The sequence below is a fragment of the Gaetbulibacter sp. S0825 genome (assembly GCF_011777505.1).
Classification (GTDB): Bacteria; Bacteroidota; Bacteroidia; order Flavobacteriales; family Flavobacteriaceae; genus Pontimicrobium.
This window is the reverse complement of the sequence record NZ_JAATJT010000003.1, coordinates 567,368-587,943: the sequence shown is the minus strand read 5'-3', so window position 1 is coordinate 587,943 and position 20,576 is coordinate 567,368. Positions and strand designations below refer to the sequence as shown.

The following is a 20,576-nucleotide window of genomic DNA, read 5'->3' as shown; positions in this document are numbered from 1 at the left end:
TTTTATCTTTATAACAGTATCTACTATTCTCCTAAGAAAGGATATCTGTAATCTGTTGGAGTTACAAACGTTTCCTTAATCATTCTTGGAGATACCCAACGTAACAAGTTTTGAGCGCTTCCAGCTTTATCATTTGTTCCTGAGGCTCTTGCACCACCAAATGGTTGCTGACCTACAACCGCTCCTGTTGGTTTATCGTTAATATAAAAGTTTCCTGCACAATTTTGAAGTGCTTTTGTAGCTTGTTCAACTGCATATCTATCGGTTGCTAAAATAGCTCCTGTTAATGCATATTCACTAGTTTCATCTACCAACTTTAAAGTCTCAGCATACTCATTTTCATCATATACATAAATGGTCATAACAGGACCAAATAACTCTGTGCACATGGTTGTGTATTTTGGGTCTTTAGTGACAATAACTGTTGGTTCAACGAAATAGCCTTTACTCTTATCATAACCACCACCTGCAATAATTTCAGCATTGCCATCAGCTTTTGCTTGGTCAATATACTTTGCAAGTTTATCAAAAGAACCTTCATGGATTACTGCAGTTATGAAATTGTTTAAATCTTCTGGAGATCCCATTTTAAAGGACTTGATGTCTTCTAACAAAAAGTTTTTCACATCACTCCACAAATTAGTAGGAATATAAGCTCTTGATGCTGCACTACATTTTTGTCCTTGGAATTCAAAAGCACCTCTTGCTATAGCAGTTGCAACTTGTTTTGCGTTTGCTGTTTTGTGAGCCACGATGAAATCTTTTCCACCAGTTTCACCAACAATTCTTGGATATGTTTTATAGTTATGTATGTTGTTTCCTATTTGCTTCCAAAGTTCTTTAAAAATAAAAGTAGAACCAGTGAAGTGCAATCCAGAAAAATCAGGACTAGCCATTACTGTATTTGTAATCATTACTGGGTCACCAAATACCACGTTGATTACACCTGCAGGAACACCAGCTTCTTTAAATACATCCATAATTACTTTAGCAGAATATACTTGACTATCACTTGGCTTCCAAACAACTACATTTCCCATTAAAGCCATACATGCAGGAAGATTTCCAGCAATAGCAGTAAAGTTAAAGGGTGTTACAGCATAGGTAAAACCTTCTAGAGGTCTGTACTCAATGCGATTCCATGCGTCACTAGTACTTTCAGGTTGTTCCATGTAAATATCAGTCATAAACTGAACATTGAAACGTAAAAAATCAATCAACTCACATGCTGCATCAATTTCGGCTTGATGTACTGTTTTTGATTGAGCAATCATGGTTGCAGCATTTATTTTTGCTCTATATGGTCCAGCTATTAACTCGGCAGCTTTTAAAAAGATTCCTGCACGATGTTCCCAAGGCATTTCTGCCCAATTTTTTCTAGCTTCTAATGCTGTTGAAATAGCTTCTTCAATATGCGATTGTTCAGCAATATGGTATTGCCCAACAATATGTTGATGATCGTGAGGTGGAGACATTGTTCGTATATTTCCAGTAGTAACATCCTTACCGTTGATGTACATTGGCACGTCAGTGTTACTATTAAACATGTCCTTGTATGCTTTTAAAACAGCATCACGCTCTGGAGATCCTGGAGCGTATCTTTTTACAGGTTCGTTTACTGCAATTGGTACGTTAAAGAAACCTTTTCCCATAATATATTTTTGTTTTTGTAAATATTAAAAATGATTGCAAAGTTACGATTTTTTTGATGATATTTTGTAAGTTGCTCAATGGTTTACAGACTTAAAAAATCATGTGTACAGTAACCCTTATTCCAACAGGCCAAAAAAGTTTTGTGCTCACATCTAATAGAGATGAAGCACCAAATAGAAAGACCTTGCCACCAGATTTTTATAGTGTTGAAAACACAAAACTACTTATGCCAAAAGATGAGGTTGCTGGTGGTTCTTGGATTGGAGTTAGTGAAAGACAGCGTGTTTTGTGCGTGCTAAATGGTGGTTTTAAAATGCATGAGCGTAAAGCTTCTTATAGATTGAGCAGAGGAGTGGTTTTAAAAGATTTACTTATTGCTAAAAACCTTGATGAAACTATAAACACTTATAACTTAGAAGGTGTTGAACCTTTTACACTTGTTATTGTTGAGTGGAATTCTATAATGAAATTTAAAGAATTAATTTGGGACGGAAAAGATAAACATTTAAGTAGTTTACCTCTAAAACCTATAATTTGGTCTTCATCTTCACTATACAATGCTGAAATGAAAAAAGAGCGATTACAGTGGTTTGAAGATTTTAAAAAAGATTTTGAATTGACATCAAGCAGTATCTTAAAGTTTCATAATACGGCTGGAAAAGGGAACGAAGACTATGGGGTGATTATGGATCGTTTTTTTGTAAAAACTACTAGCATTACACAAATATCTAAGAATGAGAATGACGTTATTATGAGTTTTGAAAACCTTCAAACAAAAGAAAAATCTAATCATAAATTCCAATTTCCTATCTCAGTAGATGACTAATTCTGGAATCATTTTAACATTAGCTTATCCTGAAACCATTGTTATGGTTGCAGACGAATGGTACTCGCCATACATGCGTTATCTTGGTATTGGTAAAAAAAATTATGTTAGAGCTGGTCATGCTGCGTTAGTTTTAATAAATAAGATGACTGGAGTTTTAGAGTATCATGATTTTGGACGCTATATTACGCCAATTCCAAATGGTCGTGTAAGAGGAAAAGATACAGACCATGAATTGGATTTCCCAATTAAAGCTGTGGTAAAGGAAGATAAAATTGAAAACTTAGATGATATTCTACATTTTTTAGCTACGCATCCAAAATTGACTCATGGCGATGGTAAATTAATAGCTTCGGTTTGTAACGCAATTGATTATAGTAAAGCTCGAAGCCATATTACTAGAATGCAAAATCGTCATTTTATTCGTTATGCAGCTTTCATCAAAGATGCTTGCAATTGTGCCAGATTTGTGACCGATAGTTTAATAGCATCTGTAACTGATTTCAAAATTAAGAAGCAATTAAAAAAGTCAAAATGGTTTACACCAAGCACGATTGGTAATGTTGTAATTGCTGATACAGAAAATCATATTTATGAAGTTAGTGAAGTTGGTGAGATTTTAGAATATCAATCATCTGTAAAAAAAGATAATAGACGTTATTTTTTAGATCGTTTAACGCAGCATAAACCAAATTTTATTGGGACATTAGAACCTAAGCATATTGAAGATAAAAGTCATCATGCTCAGTGGTTAGATGGTATTGCAGCTGGTGCTTGGTTTGAGTTACATGTTACTGATATTATGCATGAATATAGATTTAGACGCATTTCACCTTATGGGAATATTGATGTAGATGGGTTATATAAAGTGGATAAAGAATGTTTTAAATATGAGGAAGGTTATAGTTTTGTGCACTATTCAAATTGTGCATTCTATCATATAGAACAGCAAGAAAAAATTTATAGATTCGATTTAATTAAAAGGCTTAGTTAAGCGCAAAAGGTGCGCTCAATTTAAAGGATGGGATAACCACTTTAAATTTTTTGGTATCAGTGAAATTCACCATGTTGTAGTGACCATGCATAGCTCCAAAAGGAGATGCTAAGAGGCAGCCCGAATTGTAAGTATGAGATTCTCCAGGTTTTATAATTGGTTTTTTTCCTATAACACCTTCGCCTTCTACTATTTCATCTTTATTTAAAGCATCTAGAATTTTCCAATGTCTGGAATTTAACTGCACAGAATCTTTACTTTGATTTTCAATAGTAACTTTATAACCAAAAGCAAAGTGTACTTTATAGTTTTTATAGAAAGTACCTTCAAAATTAGTTTCAACTGAAATTTTTATGCCTTTTGTTACTTGTTGTACCATGTTTTTTAGTGAGGAAACCCAATTATTACACTCAAAAATACTAAATAATTGCTTTAGAATTTCAAAAATCCTATTTCTTAGATAATTTTAACAATTTAATGGATAATCAGTTGGTAATAGTCGTTGACGAGCCTTCGCCAATACCGATAAGTCTATCATATCTTGCTCCAAGGTTTCTATAGTAGACTAATACTTTATAATTGTTTTCTGTAACATCAAAATTTCCGCTAATGGCGCCTTCGTTTAATTTTCCATTTTCGTCAACTATAACATGTTTATAATTATAGAATCCCTGTTTTAAAATTAGGGAGGTTTCGTAAAACCCTGAAGTAGGGTTATAAGTCATTTTTGTATCTTCAGTTATAGCGTAATTATTAAAACCACCATAAATATGGATGTTTTTGCCAAAAACTTCTGGGTGTTGTAATGAGAAATGTATAACCGTATAATCAGCTTCAATATCTGTATTATCTGTGTCTACAGCAGTAATTAAGTAGTTTCCGTTAATGTCTGGATTGTAAGTATAAGGTCTGTCTGCTCTAATAATATTTGTAAATAAATAGTGTTCGTATATGTCTTTAAGGTCTACATATTGCACTCCAATATTTGCAGCTCTAACGTTTTTGTTTTCAAAATACAAATATTCGTTGCCTCCCCAAAAACTCGATTCGTCATCATATTTATAAATAAGCTCACGACCAAGTGTATATTGCGGTTTTAGGTTTGTTATAGCTGTGTTTAAGTTGTTGTTTTGAATAACAGCAACTTTAACAGTTTGTTGAGGGTTGTTAAACAAAATTGTAGGTGATGATATTTTAAAATCAACCGATTGCTTATGCTTAATGTGTTTTACATTACGCGAACGTTTTATAGATACACCTACATTTGCCAAATTTTCATAAATCATGAATTTTCTGCTAAATACCATGTCACCATTATCATCATATATTTTAAGAATATAATTTCCAGATTTTTTTATTCGAGTTTGTTGATTTGGTATTTGTAACCTGTAATGTGAGTAAATTTGGTAGGTGTTAAATGAATTCTCATAATTTGAGATACGAATATTATCAAAACCCTGTAAATATTCCGATTTCATGAGTTGTGAAGGTGTCCAGTCGAAATTGTAATGATCTATCACATAATAAAAGTCGTCCTCATTACCGTTAATGGCATCAAACGAGAGTTGCACTCGTTCATTAAGTTTAATGATTGGTAATTCACTTTCGTTCGTGTGGCCTTTAAAGTTGATGGTTTTTATATAATCTGGTGGATTAACCTCTTCTTCAACTTGCGAAAAACCAAGAAAAGTGCACATAAGGAATAAGAATAAAAACTTATATTTTGTCATGAACATTTGAGTTGTTTGGGTAAAGATAAACAAATTTCATACCTAAAATTCTTTGAACTATTTGCATTGTAAAATTCTAAGTAATTTATTATGAAAATTGTTTATTAAATCCGTAAATTTGCACGGATTTTTAGACAACTAATCTCAAAAAATTAAATATGTCAAACGACATTCGAATAAAAAAAGGTCTAGACATTAATCTTAAAGGTGAGGCTCAAAAGGCTAAAGAAGCTGCTGTTATTAGCAATTTCTTCACCATTAGACCTGAAGACTTCCATAGTGTTATTCCAAAACTTGTTGCTAAAGAAGGTGTTAAAGTAAAAGCTGGTGAAACCGTTTTTTACGATAAATCTAATGAAGCTATAAAATTTGCTTCTCCAGTTTCTGGTGAAGTTAAGGAGATTGCACGTGGTGAAAAACGTAGAATTTTATCTATTAAAATTCAAGCCGACAAAGAGCAATCGTATCAAGATTTTGGATTATTAAATGTTGATAATGCATCAGCAGATGAGGTGAAATCAAAATTATTAACTGCGGGTTGCTGGCCATTTATTAAGCAACGCCCTTACGATGTGATTGCAAATCCCGATAAAGCGCCGAAAGCGATTTTTATCTCAGGATATGCATCAGCACCTTTAGCAGCCGACTTAGATTTTACACTTCAAGGTAAAGAAGCAGAATTGCAAGCAGCTATATCAGCATTGGGAAAATTAACTGAAGGGAAAGTGCATGTTTCTGTAGGGAAAAATGCAAATTCACCATTAGCTAATCTTTCAGGTGCAGCTATTCATAAGGTTTCAGGACCACATCCTTCTGGGAATGTAGGCACTTTAATTAATAAAGTTGATCCAATAAATAAAGGTGAAGTAGTTTGGACAGTGAATGCTCAAGACCTTGTTATTATTGGTGAGCTATTGTTAACTGGAAAATTTAACGCAGAACGTGTTGTTGCCTTGGCTGGTTCGTCAGTTCAAAAACCAAGATATTTTACAACAAAGCTTGGTAGTGAAGTAGCAACAATGATTTATGATCATGGTATTGAAAAGGATGCTAACGTACGTATTATTTCAGGAAATGTTTTAAGTGGAAAGCAAATAAAACCAGATGGTTATTTAGACTATTACAGTAACGTAATTACTATAATTCCTGAAGGAGATGATTACGAATTCTTTGGTTGGAACAAGCCGATTTTTAATAAAATATCTACTTCGAGAGCATTAACTTTTTCATGGTTAACTCCAAAGAAAAAATTTGATTTAAATACGAATACAAATGGTGAGCATCGTGCTTTTGTTACAACTGGAACTTATGAGGAAGTTTTTCCGTTAGATATTTTTCCAATGCAAATCTTAAAGTCATGTTTGTATAAGGATTTAGATGAAATGGAAGCACTTGGTATGTATGAAGTTGCTCCTGAAGATTTTGCGTTAACAGAATTTGTATGTGTGTCTAAACAGCCACATCAAAAAATTATACGAGAAGGCTTAGACTTAATGCTAAAAGAGATAGGATAATGGGTTTAAAAAATAGTTTACATAATTTTAAAGTAAAGAATAAAGACAAAAAATGGTTGCCAGCATTTTCTGCAATCCATACGTTTTTATTTATGCCAAACGAGACCACTCATAATGGAACTCATATAAAATCAGCCGATGATTTAAAGCGTACAATGAATACAGTTATCATGGCTTTAGTGCCATGTTTAATTTTTGGTATGTTTAATGCTGGTTATCAGCATCATTTAGCTGCTGGAGCAATAGAGAATGCTAGTGGATTTTTCGATTCGATTTTTTGGTCATGGGATAATTTAGTTATTGGTCTTTGGAAAGTATTGCCTTTGGTGATAGTGTCTTATGGAGTAGGTTTAGCAGTTGAATTTGTTTTTGCAGTTATCAAAGGACATGAAGTTGAAGAAGGTTATCTAGTAACTGGAATGCTTGTACCATTAATTGTTCCTATAGATATTCCGCTTTGGATGCTTGCTGTTGCAGTGGTATTTGGAGTAGTAATTGGAAAAGAAGTATTTGGAGGAACTGGAATGAATATTCTAAACCCTGCGTTAACCATTAGAGCCTTTTTATTCTTCGCCTATCCAACATGGATGAGTGGTGATAAAGTTTGGGTACATGGTGCTGTGGAAAGAGCTGGAACACCAGATGCAATTTCTGGAGAAACCATTTTAGGAAGTCTAGCACAAAATAACGAAGTCATGCACTCAGTAGCAGATATGTTCTTAGGGTTTATTCCTGGGTCAGTTGGTGAAACATCAACGATATTAATTTTGCTTGGAGGGTTATTCTTAATCTTTGCTAAAATAGGAAGCTGGAGAATCATGTTATCTTCAGTTGTTGGAGCTTTAGTAATGGGATTAATTTTCAATTTTGTTGTGGATTCTGAATGGATTTCGGAAGGCAGCAAATTTTACGGATTAATGAGCACTACTTGGTGGCATCATCTTTTAATAGGTGGATTAGCCTTTGGTATTGTGTTTATGGCAACAGACCCTGTAACAGCATCACAAACTAATAAAGGAAAATGGATTTATGGATTCTTGATTGGATTTATTTCTGTAATGATACGAGTATTTAATCCTGCATATCCAGAAGGTGTAATGTTAGCTATTTTATTAATGAATGTCTTTGCGCCAACAATCGACCATTATGTAGTTCAAGGTAATGTTAAACGTAGGCTTAAACGTCTAAAACCAAAAACGGCTTAACGATGGAAAAGAAAACAGATAAAAATTTATATACAATGCTATTTGCCACTGGTATGGTAATAGTAGTAGGATCCTTGTTGGCCTTTGTTGCATCTTCATTAAGACCAAAAATTGATGAGAACAAGCGTATAGAAAAGCAACAAAATATTCTATATGCTATGGGAGTAAATGAGAATGACGAAAGTAGCGCCATTTTCGTAGCCGATGATAAAGTAGGTGCTGAGTTTCAAAAATATATTACCAATCAGTTAGTCATTACAAATGGTACTGAAGTAGTAGAAGATAATGAAGCGTATTTAATTGATGTTAAGAAAGAGCAGTCTAAAGCTAAAGATGGTGAAGAAAGACGTTTACCACTTTTTATTGGTGAGAAAGAAGGAAAAACATTCTATGTAGCACCAATTAGAGGTAAGGGACTTTGGGATGCTGTTTGGGCTTATGTTGCTATGGATGAGAATATGGTAGTGCTAGGTGCTTATTTTGATCATCAAGCTGAAACTGCAGGTCTTGGAGCCAATATAAAGCAACGTTTTTTTATGGATGATTTTATTGGAGAACATCTATTGGACAGTTCAGGAAACTTTGTTGGAATTAATATTTCAAAAAGTAATGGTGATCCTCTAAACGAAGATAAAACAGATAATGAAGTTGATGCCATTGCTGGAGCTACTATTACTGGTGATGGTGTGTCAGCAATGTTACGAAGTGATTTAAAGTTGTACGTACCTTATTTTAAAACATTAAAGAAGTAGTCATGGCAAAAGATAGTAGATTAATATTAGATCCTTTAGGAGACGATAACCCAATTACAATTCAAGTATTAGGTATCTGTTCTGCTTTAGCGATTACTGCAGAATTGAAAGCATCAATTGTTATGACAATTTCAGTGCTTTTTGTAATGGGAGCTGGTAATGTAGTTATCTCTTTAATTAGAAATATCATTCCATCAAAAATTAGAATCATTGTACAGCTTACAGTTGTAGCTGCTTTGGTAATTATTGTAGACCAAGTCTTAAAAGCCTATTCATATCAATTAAGTAAAGAGCTAGGAGCATTTATCGGACTTATTATAACCAACTGTATTATTATGGGTCGTTTTGAAGCTTTTGCTTTAGCGAATGGACCATGGAGATCATTTCTTGATGGAATTGGAAACGCACTTGGTTATGGCTTAATCCTGATTATTGTTGGATTCTTTAGAGAATTATTAGGTTCAGGAACATTATTAGGTTTTCCAGTATTGGGAGATCCAATTGCAAAAACAGGATTGTATAGCATTGGTTACGAGAATAACGGATTTATGTTATTAGCACCAATGGCATTAATTGTTGTAGGTATTATAATTTGGGTTCAACGTAGTAGAAACCCAGCATTAATTGAAGACAACTAGAAGACAGTATTATGGAACATATAGAATTATTTTTCAAATCAATATTTATAGATAACATGGTATTTGCCACGTTCCTTGGGATGTGTTCATACCTTGCAGTATCTAAAAAAGTATCAACAGCAGTTGGACTTGGAGCAGCAGTAATTTTTGTTTTAGCCATCACTGTACCTTTAAACTGGTTGTTAGATCAATACATTTTACAAGAAGGTGCTTTAGCATGGTTAGGTGAAGAATATGCTAGTTACGATTTAAGTTTCTTATCATTTATCATGTTTATCGCAACTATTGCAACCATGGTACAATTGGTAGAAATTGTAGTAGAGAAATTCTCACCATCATTATATAATTCACTTGGTATATTCTTACCATTAATTGCTGTGAACTGTGCCATTTTAGGAGGTTCATTATTCATGCAATCTCGTGAAATTGCGACTTTAGGCTTAGCATTCAATTATGGAGTTTCTTCGGGAATTGGTTGGTTTTTAGCAATTCTAGCTATTGCGGCTATTCGTGAAAAAATTAGATACTCAAACGTACCTGGGCCTTTAAGAGGTTTAGGAATCACATTTATTATCACTGGATTAATGGCTATTGGGTTTATGAGTTTTGGTGGTATGTTAACAGGAGGAGATGAGGAAGCTAAAGAAGAAACTACGGCTCAAGTTGAAACTGTACAAGAAGATATTAAAGAAGAGTTAGCTAATAACGATAACACTTTAAAAGAAAACGAATAACATGATATTAGCCGCAAGTACATTAGGAACAATTTTGGCGACGGTAGCTGCATTTTTGGTTGTAACCTTATTATTGGTAACGTTGTTATTATTTGTAAAACAAAAATTATCACCATCTGGACCTGTAAAGATTCTAATTAATGGTGAACGTGAAATAGAGGTTAGTTCTGGAGATAGTTTATTAACTACGCTTGGAGCAGAAAAAATATTTTTACCATCTGCCTGTGGTGGTGGTGGAACTTGTATACAATGTGAGTGCCACGTACTATCTGGTGGAGGAGAAGCTCTACCTACCGAAACGCCTCATTTTACACGTAAAGAATTAGCACATGGTGCACGTTTGTCTTGCCAAGTAAAAGTGAAGCAAGACATGGAAATTACAATTCCAGAGGAAGTATTTGGAATTAAAAAATGGGAAGCAACGGTAGTGTCTAACTATAATGTTGCTACATTTATTAAAGAATTTATTGTTGAAATCCCAGAAGATATGGGATACAAAGCTGGAGGTTATATTCAAATTGAGATTCCAGAATGCGAGATTAAATATTCTGATATGGATGTGTCTGCGCATCCTGAAGATCATCCTGGAGAGCCGGATAAATTTAAACCAGATTGGGAAAAATTTGGACTTTGGCCTTTAGTAATGAAGAATACCGAAACTGTTGAAAGGGCTTATTCTATGGCTTCGTATCCTGCTGAAGGAAGAAAAATTATGTTAAATGTACGTGTAGCTACGCCTCCTTTCGATCGCGCCAAGGGTGGGTGGATGGATGTTAACCCAGGTATTGCTTCATCATATATTTTTAATCAAAAACCTGGAGATAAAGTAACAATTTCTGGACCTTACGGTGAATTTTTTATTAATGATTCTGAAGCCGAAATGTTATATGTTGGTGGTGGTGCAGGAATGGCGCCTATGCGTTCGCATTTATACCAATTATTTAGAACCTTAAAAACAGGACGTAAAGTAACGTATTGGTATGGAGGTCGTTCTAAAGCCGAACTATTCTACATACATTATTTTAGAGATCTTGAAAAAGATTTTCCAAATTTCAAATTCTATTTGGCATTATCTGAACCATTGGAACAAGATAATTGGAAAGTTAAGAAGGATATTAATGATGAAGAAGGTGATGGTTTTGTTGGCTTTATTCACCAAGTGGTAATAGACCAATACTTATCAAAGCATGAAACACCAGAGGATATTGAATTATACTTCTGTGGACCTCCATTAATGAACCAAGCAGTTCAGAAAATGGGAGAAGATTTTGGTATAGACGATGAAAACATACGTTTTGATGACTTTGGAGGATAGACCAAAGATTCATTCTACAGATCAGGAAGAATTTATTTAAATATTTGAAAAGTCCAACACATTGTGTTGGGCTTTTTGTTTTAACAAAATTATAAGTAAATCTAAAAAATTAGATAGTAGCTTTGAATAGCTATGTTTAATTAAACACTTTCAATCTTGAGACCCTCCTTTTTATTTCTGTACATTATTCTATTAATAACTACTTCCTGTAATAGCAATAAAATCTCACTTGAGCCTCCTTTGGTAGATGGGAAATATGATGACTATGTTAGATTAGGAGTTGAGCCTATAGCATTGTCTGATGATGTTAACTTATATATATATCAAAACGAACACTATGTGTGGTTGGCCTATAATTACCCTGAAGGTAGTTTCGGTACTTTAGATCTAGAAATAGATAGTGAGAGCTTAGATACACCATTAAATTTACATGTATCTGCACAACTAGGTGAATGGGAAATAGGTAATGATGAGCAACAGCCTAAAGACTCAACAAGTGACTTATGGTGGGAAATTGATGGTTGGACATCTAATGTGGTTTGGTTAAACGGTATGGATCGTACTGGAGATGAGCCACAAATCAATTTTAAAAATGCTGAATGTAGAGAAATACAAATTAGTAAATCGAGATTCGGTAAAGGTATCTGGAGACTAAAGTTTAATATTCGAGCTATTGTTGGAGGAAATGGTGAACGCTATGAAATTAACTATCCTGAAAATGATGCGTATTATAATTTAGAAGTGAGTTAATATTTTATTACTATGAAAAAAATAAGTTTGTATTTTATTGTATTTCTATTGATTGTTGGATGTACTCAAAATGATAAAAGAAATTCTGTTATTACTGAAGATGACAGGCAAAAACTAACCTATTTAAAAGAGGTAGAATGGCCAAAAGCTTATCGTGAGGGAGACACTGTATTGTTAGATAGAATATTGAATGATGATTTTAAAATGGTTCGAGATAATGGAGAATGGTTTACTAGAGCTGACGAATTAAATTGGGTAAAGTATAATAAATCTGATAACGATTCTTTTTATTACGATATTAAACGTTTGTCTATATATGAAAATGGAACAGCATTAATCTCAGGAACTGGACATATATTTAAAGATTCTACAGAAACTATTTATCAATCTAGTAATGTGTTAATTAAAAAAGATGGCATCTGGAAAGCCATAACCTCTCATGTTTCTGGTGTAAAAGATGTTAACGAATAGCATTATTTTGCCAATAGCATATTTAAAGTATTTTCCTGTTTTGTTTTCCATTAGGAGTGATTTACGAATGTGTCTAAAAAACTTAATCATCCTCAATTTTTTTTACATATTCGTTATGAGTCGAATCTTTTAAGTTAATAAACTTATAGCCATTTATTTGACCACCATTATCTCTGTCTGCTACCAGTCTACTGTTGAAGTATCTACTATCGAAAAATAAAGTGTCTTTACTTACTAATTTTAATAAATACTGGTTTAAAAACAAATAACCATTTTTATTCTTTATTATGACTACGTCTTTATCTTCTTCTTCATATTTACCTATCCAATCAGAAGCTTGTGTTAGCGGTTCACCAAATTTTTTGTAAAGTTTGTCGTTTTTGAACTTGAACGAATCATTTAAAATATCGCTAATTTCATTTGCCAATCCAAAAGCACTAGATTGTAAATCTTTTAGCACTCCATATTTATCGCTAGCAGTGTTATCTACCTGATGTTGGACTATCCAATTTTTATATTTAGGATCGTTTAGGAAAAAATCAATCATTTCATCAGTGGTTTGTTGCATTCGCAATAAATAATACCAGTTTTGATTATTTGCTAAATAATCATGCCTGTCTTTAATTTGTTCTCTAAAGATTTGATATAGATCATCATACAGTTTGCCTGTTGCGTTATAGTGATTGTTTATGCTGCTAATTATAGTCTCATATTTTTGAGGAATTACATTATTAAAACCTTCAAATTTATTAAAGGCAGTTTTTTGATAGTCAAAAGGAGAAAACTGTAACCCAACCCAAAACAAATTCCTATTTTCTTCTTTTAAATAATCTTCTGTAGTAAGATTTTCATCTAAAACAAGGTTTACTAACGAGTCCATTTCTTTACCCCTTTCTAATACTCTTATAGATCGGTCAATATCTACTTCTAGATCGTTTCTAACCTCTTTTAAAATTTTCATAAAACGTTCTTCATTGGTTCTGGTTTCATTCCAATTATTTACTTGCAATGCCAGCAAAATACCAATCATTACTAGGAATATTTCACCAATAGCGTATTTAAAGTATTTGCCTGTTTTTCCTGTTTCCATAAAGTTGTATCGTATTTTTCGAAAGAATTTAATCATGGTTTTCTAGTTCCTTTTCAATTTCGGTTAAAATATCTTCTACTTTCATCTTCAAGTCCATTTGCCAATCTAATCTGTTTGATTCATAATCTACTTTAGAATCTAGTTTCACAAACAAAGCATGATTATCATATAATTTTTTTATTTCTTTTTTTATGATTTCTGCATAATTATCAGGTCTTTTATAGGTGTCCAAATAGAAGTAGGGTTCATTTGCTAATGTGATATGTTCAGCTAAATCGTTTAGTATACCCATAATGATATCCATACAAACATCATGATCTTCAAAGCCATAACTGATTTCGCCATAAAAACGTGTCATTTGTTGGACTAGTTTTTGACTTTGAATGAGTTTAGAATCTCCACTACCTAACATACTTTGATACGTTCCGATTGTTGGTTCTATTCTCCAAAATGATTGTGCACCTGTTGTCAACATTTTATAAATGGAGTCTTTACTTAACTCTATATTTTTGGTTATATAATGCTGCATTAATGTTTTGGACAACTTAACTACATTACTTTGCAGTTTGATTGTATTTTGCAGATTGTCTTTTGTTTCTGTAAAGTCCTTTTGTAAAGAAATTAAGAGTTGTTTTTCAATAGTTTTATTATTGCTTTCTATGTTCCAGTTATTAATTTGTAAAGCCATTAATATTCCAATAATTACTAAAATTATTTCACCAATTGCATATTTAAAGTATTTGGATGTTTTATTTTCCATGAGTAGTGATTTACGTATATGTCTAAAGAATTTAATCATTTAGTATATGGCTTAGTTATATCTAAAATTTGAGTGATTATAATATTTGCTTTTTCAATTTCTTGTAAATTATTTAAATGCAAGAATAAAAAATTGTCTAATAGATTTTCATATTCTAACGACTGGAATAAAGGATCGTAAGTTTTTTTTAACTTCGATTTTCCAGCCCAATCATAGTTGCCATTTGCATCCATTTCTTTGAACGAAATGTATTTAGACATAATTGGTAGTATCTGTTGATAACTCCAATTATCTAAGGCGCGTTCTCTTATCTCGACAGCATCTAATTGTGCTTGCCATTGATAGAGTAATTTTTTAATCTCTTGGTTTCTAATAATATTCATTCTTCCTCCTTGAATAATGTTTGAAATACTTTGTTCAGAAGCGGTAAATTGTGCTGCTGGAAGAGAGCTATAAAATAGGCTATCTAAATTGTGTTTTTGTAATTCATCGCCAGAACTCCCCATTAAAGCCATGAGATCCTTATTTGCTTTCATCGCTCCTTTCATTAAATTGATATTCTGTGTAGAAAGGATTTTGTTTTCTTGAAACTCACTGTGCAAATTAGATAGTATGGTTTTTTCTTCAATTCTATCCAATCGCATTTGGTTCCAGCTATTTACTTGTAAGGCAAGTAAAATACCTATCATAACTAATATAATTTCACCAATAGCGTACTTAAAGTATTTGCTTGTTTTTCTTGTTTCCATAAGGTTGTATCTTATTTTTCGAAAGAATTTAATCATCTTCAAGGTTTAGTTTCTTGTTTATTAATTCAATGATAATTTTTGCTTCCGCAATTAGCTGGTTGGTTTCAATTATTGCTACTTTATTATATAGTTCTCTTAAACTTAGAACGTTTTCAAAGTTTCTATCTTCAAACAATTCTTTATATTTACTACTATAAGCACTTTCTAAAGTTTTATCGAACATATCATAATTTTTAAACTTAAACTTGGTGTTAAGATCAAAAAATGACACATAAGTATTTAGTAATGGTATTACTTTATCTCTTAGAACTTCAATACCTTGCAACTCGCCTTCCGTCATATCTTCTACAAGTTTTGGCCAATTAACAAGCTTATCTTTTATTCTATCATTAGAAATAAAATTCATTTTACCAGAATTAAATAAAACTTCTAAAGTTTTGGTTTGGCTGTTGTATGTTGGGCCAATCAATAAAATGGATAATATGCTATCTAATTCAGCTTTAGTATATATTATTTCTTTTGCCTTTATAATTGTAAAAATTGTTTTACTAGCTTCTTCAAGAACTGTTCTATTATTATTTAGCTCATTAAACTCTACTATTGCATTTTTAAAATCTACCTTTATGGCCTCTAAAATTGCTTTTTCTTCAATTCTTTCAAGACGGTGTTCATTCCAATTATTAATCTGCAAGGCGATGAGAATACCAATTACAACAAGTACAATTTCGCCTATGGCATATTTAAAGTATTTGCTTGTCTTGTTTTGTTCCATGAGGTTATAGCGTATTTTGCGAAAAAACTTAATCATTATTTAATCTATTAGTAAGTGCCTTAGTTATATTTTTATTTATTCCCATAAATTCATTGGTTCGTCGATGAGCCGCTTCTAATGCTATTCTAATATTATCTATATCAGATTGTAACTCTACATCCTTATATATAGTTGATAAAGTTTTAATTGATTTAGTCCTTTTGTTTTCTCGTAGTTCTTTGTAATAACGCCTAGAGATTATATCTCTATTTTTTTCCAACAGCGTATTTAAAAATAAAAATTGAGGAGACAAATAGCTGTATTTTGCATTATAATCTCTAAGCATATCCTTAATTTCATTATCTAATAATTCTTGATAAGCGTTTGGATTATTATCTAGAAGATTTGATGCATGTCTAAAAGCAATTATTGGTAAAACTTTTCCAGTTCCATTAGTGTTTATTGTAGAAATATTTAATGTAGAATCCATACCAAATTGCTTAATATTGATTAATGTGCTATCTAATAATTCAAGACCAAGTAATCTACTTTTAAAAAAAACAGAATCTGCTTTAGCATCAGATAGTAATTGTGTGAATAAAAAATCTTGTTGTTTGAGTTGTTTTCTGTTTTCATTCCAGTTATTTACTTGCAATGCTAATAAAATACCTATCATAACTAGAAGTATTTCACCAATAGCGTATTTAAAGTATTTGCCTGTTTTGTTTTCCATGAGTAGTGATTTACGAATACGCCTGAAGAATTTTATCATTCTAATAATTTATTTATTTCCTTAAGATTAGTCTCGGCAAAACCTTTTAATTGATCCATCTTTTTCTTAATAAATTCTTTTGATCTTGAATCCACTTTTAAGAGATTTCTGGCTTTTGGCGACATCAACAAATTAATAAGTACTTTTTTACGTTGGGTTGAATCATTAATAAAAGTATTATCTCCATGAGAAAAATTAAATTCATAATTGCTTTGTTGGTAAAGCCAATATGATTTGATTTCATCTACCTTAGTATTGTGCTTATTCTTATCAATGTTAAATTCTGGCCACAAATAGCCATATAGTTCTTGTAAGTTGTAAAAAATTGAGTCGTATTTCCCGTAGTTTGTAATCTGTGAATTTTCAAAACGCTTTAGTAAGGTGGGACTATAACTTACCTTTATATATGCAGGTTCTAGATGTTTTTCTAAGGAGTCTAGTGGTATTGTATCTAACCTTTTATTTTTTAAAAGATTGTCATTATTTTTTTTTTGCGACGCAATTAATTTAATGTCTAATTTAAAGTCCTTAATGTTTAAACGTAGTTCTTCTTTATATTCCACAAGAAACTGTTTTAAAGTACTTTGGTTGCTTTTTTCTTGATTCCAAGTATTTATTTGCAACGCGATTAGAATACCAATCACAACAAGTACAATTTCACCAATAGCGTATTTAAAGTATTTGCCTGTTTTGTTTTCCATAAGCAGTGATTTACGAATACTTCTAAAGAATTTTATCATAACTCAATTAATTAAGACCAACTTGCCCTTTAACTGATTCGAATAATTTTTGGGAGTCAAAACCAATACCATCTTTAAAAACTATTTCCATGTTTCTAATATTTTTTATATTGGTTTTTAAGTTACCATTAATAAGTAAGATATCTGCTTTTTTACCTACTTCAAGCGTTCCAATAAGTTTGTCTTGTTCAAGAAATTTTGCACCATTTAAAGTACACACTTTAATGGCTTCCTCTACGGTAAAGCCAGCTTCCACTAAAATTTCAACAGTGCGTTGGTTTGAGTAACCAGCAACTGTCCTGCCAGCTCCTGTAGGATCGGTTCCTGCTACTAGAATTCCTCCTTTATCGTAAAAACGTTTAATCCAAGTAAGGTTTTTATTAAATCGAGCTAGAGTGCCAGCATCTTTACCTTGTGAGCGTTCATAACTTGCTTTTAAGCGTTCTTGTATTTGTGGAGCCAAAGCTTCTAAACCTCCACCAGGAGCAATTTCTCGATCTGTATAGGGCTCAAAAACATTGGGAGTAGTTGTAATTGCTGTTTTGTTTTTAATTAGTAAATCTATTAGTCTATTTATTTTATCACCATCTTCAGGTTCGTTTGTCAACCCTTGTCGAGCAGTAAAAGGATCGCAAATGTTTTCTTCTTTGTTTTCAGCAAAGTCACTTGCAGCCATAAACCCATGTTCTAAGTTGTCAATACCTATATTAGAGGCTTCTTCATAAGTTAACGAACATAAGTGTCCAGTGACTTTTAAACCTCGCTTATGTGCTTCTTCAACACATATCTTTAAGTCTTCTTTTGTGATGTTATTATATACTTTAAAGGAGGTCACTCCTTTATCTGCCCAATAATTTACAATCTTGGCTACTTCATCAGTATTTCCTATAAAGCCAAGTTCTGGTACTTTGGGGCCTTCACGCTCAATAAAAGGACCAGTAACATGCATTTTTGGACCTGTCATTTTTCCTTCGTTAATCCATTTTTGCACATTTAAATCGGTTTGTGGTTGTATACTACCACCAGTTCGCATAGATGTAACACCACCAGCTAAATATAGGCGAGGAAAGGTAAACGTCATTTGTCCTACACTAAACCAATTTTCGAATGGCATGGTATAGAACATGTGTTCGTGTAACATTACTAGCCCTGGCACAATAGTTTTACTAGTCCCATCAATAATTTTGGCATTTGGAGGTAAGTTAACCTCACTCTTATTCCCCAAAGCAATAATGTTTCCTTCAGATACCACAATAGTTTGATTGATCTTGGCAGTATTACCAGTACCGTCAATAACAGTAACATTGGTTATAGCAAATTCAGCATCATCGACATTAATAAAGCGTTCTACTTGCGATGAGAATTCTTGTGCTTGTACTTGTATTATACAACATAGAATGGTAATGATGGTTAGTTTTAGTTTCATGGTTTGCTTTTTTAGGTTCTGTTAAAAGAATTTAATCATTGATGATAGATTCTAAATGTTTCTTTTCTCCTGTCATTTGCCAATGCCCAAGCGATGTTGGAATACTACCAGTGCTATTAAGCGTGTCGAAAAAATCTTTAGTTTTAAAGTCATTTCCTTTAAGCTCCTGTATGCGTGCATAATCTGCTAGAGCAGCTTCTAGTAAATATTTTCCAGTAATATAACTAGTGCCATATCCTGGTTGACGTAAATACAAATGTTGCTCGAAAATTAGGAGTTCTTTTTCGGTTTTCATCCAACCACGAGGTGTGTATTCGCTATGGATGCCTCCAGCTTCTTCCATAGTCATGTCGTTAGAGTGTGCATATAGTGAGCCTAAACCTCTTGCAGCACGTTGTGCAATCATGATATAAACAATTTCCTTAGTTCTTGGACTATCGTCATACAAGCCAGCTTGCATAAACATTTCTTCTACTGCTGTAGCTGTTCCTTCGTTTCTGGAGTCAAAAATATTGTACAGCAATGGTTCACGACGTATCTCACTTTTATGAGGTTCTAAATCCATACGTGCTAACTCAAACCAATGATAAAAATGAGAATATAATGGTCGTGCATCGTAATGTTGTCCTATCGAGAAAAAGTTGCGTTTCTCTTTTGGGATGAATGACCCTAAATGCTCACGTAGTGCTGTATCGAAATAAGGTTTTACAGTTACTATGTCTTGTTGGTCTAAAAAATTAATTAAACTTTTTGCGGCTTCGTCTGCCATTTTATTATACGCTTCAGGAGAATTTACATCGACTAATTCTGGAAGATTTCTATTTCTATGTTCTTCTAGTTTTAAAGCTGCCCAAGCACGTGCTAGTTCACGTTTTAATATCATCACTTCATCTTCCCAAGTTAAAGGTAGTAAGTGTACATTTTGAATATACCAAGTATAGTTGTCCTTACCAATTCCTGAAGGACCAGTTTTAGACGTAGATTTTTTTTGTAACCATGAGGCTAAATCATTGGTTGCAGATATAGCATTATCAATCACTGAAATAATTTCTTCATCTCTTTTAATTTCAGGTTTTTCTTTTAAGTTATTTAATAAGACACTTTGATACTGAATATCTCTAATTCCTGTAATCCATAAGTCCTTGGCGTTTCCAGTTAGATTTTGCTTGGCTTGTTTGTAAAAAGGAGGAATCACTTTTAAATCGGTTATAAATCGTGTACGTTCTTGTGTAGATAACGGAAACTTATAAGTCCATAATTCGGTAGTACCATGGTTTGTTGGACCTTCATGTGCTGGTACGTCACTTTTATAGCTCCATAATACTTTGTAATAAGCAGGATCGCGAACCCAAGGCTTTAAAATGTTATGGTTAAAATCGTAACCATTCATTTCGGCCCAAACAATCATCCAATCTACTTGATTTTCGATTGACCAATTTGATGTATCAATAGCTTTTAATTGATTTTGAAGTTCTTTAAACTGTGGCCAACGCTTCTCGAAGGTAGCTTTGGTATAATCTGGTGCACCATCAAGTTTTGGAGGGTTTTCAAAAGCTCGCCATTCTTTAAATAAAACGACTAAATCATCATAACTATTACTCTGATACGTTTGTGTTTTTGTATTATTTGCAGTATCTGTTTTTACTTCTGTATTACAGCTAAAAACTAGAAAACTAATGCTTAGGATAACTAATAAATGTTTCATT

General features: G+C 32.7%; 21 protein-coding genes. 10 read left to right on the top strand and 11 right to left on the bottom strand.

Annotated elements, in window-relative coordinates; all coding sequences use genetic code 11:
- Positions 1–23 precede the first annotated feature (23 nt).
- On the bottom strand, positions 24–1,652 hold the full coding sequence (gene pruA / locus HB672_RS13935) for an L-glutamate gamma-semialdehyde dehydrogenase (RefSeq protein ID WP_167770121.1): 1,629 nt from the start codon (positions 1,650–1,652) through the stop codon (positions 24–26).
- Positions 1,653–1,753: 101 nt separating this feature from the next.
- Between pruA and HB672_RS13930 the strand changes: the two genes are divergently transcribed.
- Positions 1,754–2,479: an NRDE family protein gene (locus HB672_RS13930; RefSeq protein WP_167770120.1), complete on the top strand. Its 726-nt coding sequence runs from the start codon at positions 1,754–1,756 to the stop codon at positions 2,477–2,479.
- A complete protein-coding gene (locus HB672_RS13925; RefSeq protein WP_167770119.1) occupies positions 2,472–3,473 on the top strand; it encodes a DUF6695 family protein in 1,002 nt (333 codons plus the stop codon). Before HB672_RS13930 ends, HB672_RS13925 begins: the two co-directional genes overlap by 8 nt.
- Here HB672_RS13925 and apaG read toward each other — a convergent pair.
- Both apaG and HB672_RS13915 read right to left on the bottom strand, forming a co-directional pair.
- Positions 3,466–3,852: a Co2+/Mg2+ efflux protein ApaG gene (gene apaG, locus HB672_RS13920; protein ID WP_167770118.1), complete on the bottom strand. Its 387-nt coding sequence runs from the start codon at positions 3,850–3,852 to the stop codon at positions 3,466–3,468. The genes HB672_RS13925 and apaG overlap by 8 nt on opposite strands.
- Positions 3,853–3,958: 106 nt before the next feature.
- A complete protein-coding gene (locus tag HB672_RS13915; RefSeq protein WP_167770117.1) occupies positions 3,959–5,203 on the bottom strand; it encodes a DUF5103 domain-containing protein in 1,245 nt (414 codons plus the stop codon).
- Positions 5,204–5,361: 158 nt separating this feature from the next.
- On the opposite strand from HB672_RS13915, the gene HB672_RS13910 reads away from it, so the two are divergent.
- The 8 genes from HB672_RS13910 to HB672_RS13875 all read left to right on the top strand — a co-directional run bounded on the left by HB672_RS13910 (position 5,362) and on the right by HB672_RS13875 (position 12,582).
- Positions 5,362–6,717: a Na(+)-translocating NADH-quinone reductase subunit A gene (locus HB672_RS13910; protein ID WP_167770116.1), complete on the top strand. Its 1,356-nt coding sequence runs from the start codon at positions 5,362–5,364 to the stop codon at positions 6,715–6,717.
- The gene (locus HB672_RS13905; RefSeq protein WP_167770115.1) at positions 6,717–7,922 is read left to right on the top strand and encodes an NADH:ubiquinone reductase (Na(+)-transporting) subunit B; all 1,206 of its coding nucleotides are present in this window, start codon (positions 6,717–6,719) and stop codon (positions 7,920–7,922) included. Before HB672_RS13910 ends, HB672_RS13905 begins: the two co-directional genes overlap by 1 nt.
- 2 nt (positions 7,923–7,924) lie before the next feature.
- Positions 7,925–8,674, top strand: a complete 750-nt coding sequence (locus tag HB672_RS13900; RefSeq protein ID WP_167770114.1) for a Na(+)-translocating NADH-quinone reductase subunit C — start codon at positions 7,925–7,927, stop codon at positions 8,672–8,674.
- A gap of 2 nt (positions 8,675–8,676) precedes the next feature.
- Positions 8,677–9,312 carry an NADH:ubiquinone reductase (Na(+)-transporting) subunit D gene (locus tag HB672_RS13895; RefSeq protein WP_167770113.1) on the top strand — a complete coding sequence of 212 codons (636 nt, stop codon included), beginning with the start codon at positions 8,677–8,679 and terminating at the stop codon, positions 9,310–9,312.
- 11 nt (positions 9,313–9,323) lie between these two features.
- Positions 9,324–10,046, top strand: a complete 723-nt coding sequence (gene nqrE / locus HB672_RS13890) for an NADH:ubiquinone reductase (Na(+)-transporting) subunit E (RefSeq protein ID WP_167770112.1) — start codon at positions 9,324–9,326, stop codon at positions 10,044–10,046.
- A 1-nt stretch (position 10,047) separates the two neighbouring features.
- Positions 10,048–11,361: an NADH:ubiquinone reductase (Na(+)-transporting) subunit F gene (gene nqrF, locus HB672_RS13885; RefSeq protein ID WP_167770111.1), complete on the top strand. Its 1,314-nt coding sequence runs from the start codon at positions 10,048–10,050 to the stop codon at positions 11,359–11,361.
- 156 nt (positions 11,362–11,517) lie between these two features.
- Positions 11,518–12,111: a hypothetical protein gene (locus HB672_RS13880; RefSeq protein WP_167770110.1), complete on the top strand. Its 594-nt coding sequence runs from the start codon at positions 11,518–11,520 to the stop codon at positions 12,109–12,111.
- Between the two features lie 12 nt (positions 12,112–12,123).
- A complete protein-coding gene (locus HB672_RS13875; protein WP_167770109.1) occupies positions 12,124–12,582 on the top strand; it encodes a nuclear transport factor 2 family protein in 459 nt (152 codons plus the stop codon).
- Positions 12,583–12,664: 82 nt separating this feature from the next.
- Here the strand turns inward: HB672_RS13875 and HB672_RS13870 are convergent, their stop codons facing one another.
- From HB672_RS13870 to HB672_RS13835, 8 genes are read right to left on the bottom strand one after another with little or no spacing between them, the layout of a single operon-like run.
- Positions 12,665–13,708, bottom strand: coding sequence for a DUF6090 family protein (locus HB672_RS13870; protein WP_167769607.1), 1,044 nt, complete (start codon positions 13,706–13,708; stop codon positions 12,665–12,667).
- Complete coding sequence (locus HB672_RS13865; protein WP_167769606.1) at positions 13,701–14,471, bottom strand: DUF6090 family protein; 771 nt, start codon at positions 14,469–14,471, stop codon at positions 13,701–13,703. Before HB672_RS13865 ends, HB672_RS13870 begins: the two co-directional genes overlap by 8 nt.
- Positions 14,468–15,181: a DUF6090 family protein gene (locus HB672_RS13860; RefSeq protein WP_167770108.1), complete on the bottom strand. Its 714-nt coding sequence runs from the start codon at positions 15,179–15,181 to the stop codon at positions 14,468–14,470. The genes HB672_RS13865 and HB672_RS13860 overlap by 4 nt, the downstream gene beginning before the upstream one ends.
- 28 nt (positions 15,182–15,209) lie before the next feature.
- On the bottom strand, positions 15,210–15,953 hold the full coding sequence (locus HB672_RS13855; RefSeq protein ID WP_167769605.1) for a DUF6090 family protein: 744 nt from the start codon (positions 15,951–15,953) through the stop codon (positions 15,210–15,212).
- A gap of 28 nt (positions 15,954–15,981) precedes the next feature.
- Positions 15,982–16,704, bottom strand: coding sequence for a DUF6090 family protein (locus HB672_RS13850; RefSeq protein WP_167769604.1), 723 nt, complete (start codon positions 16,702–16,704; stop codon positions 15,982–15,984).
- Positions 16,701–17,444, bottom strand: a complete 744-nt coding sequence (locus HB672_RS13845) for a DUF6090 family protein (protein WP_244306624.1) — start codon at positions 17,442–17,444, stop codon at positions 16,701–16,703. The genes HB672_RS13850 and HB672_RS13845 overlap by 4 nt, the downstream gene beginning before the upstream one ends.
- 7 nt (positions 17,445–17,451) lie before the next feature.
- The gene (locus tag HB672_RS13840; protein WP_167770107.1) at positions 17,452–18,870 is read right to left on the bottom strand and encodes an amidohydrolase family protein; all 1,419 of its coding nucleotides are present in this window, start codon (positions 18,868–18,870) and stop codon (positions 17,452–17,454) included.
- A 31-nt stretch (positions 18,871–18,901) separates the two neighbouring features.
- Positions 18,902–20,575 (bottom strand): hypothetical protein, encoded by a 1,674-nt coding sequence (locus HB672_RS13835; RefSeq protein ID WP_167770106.1) that lies wholly within the window; start codon positions 20,573–20,575, stop codon positions 18,902–18,904.
- Position 20,576 lies beyond the last annotated feature (1 nt).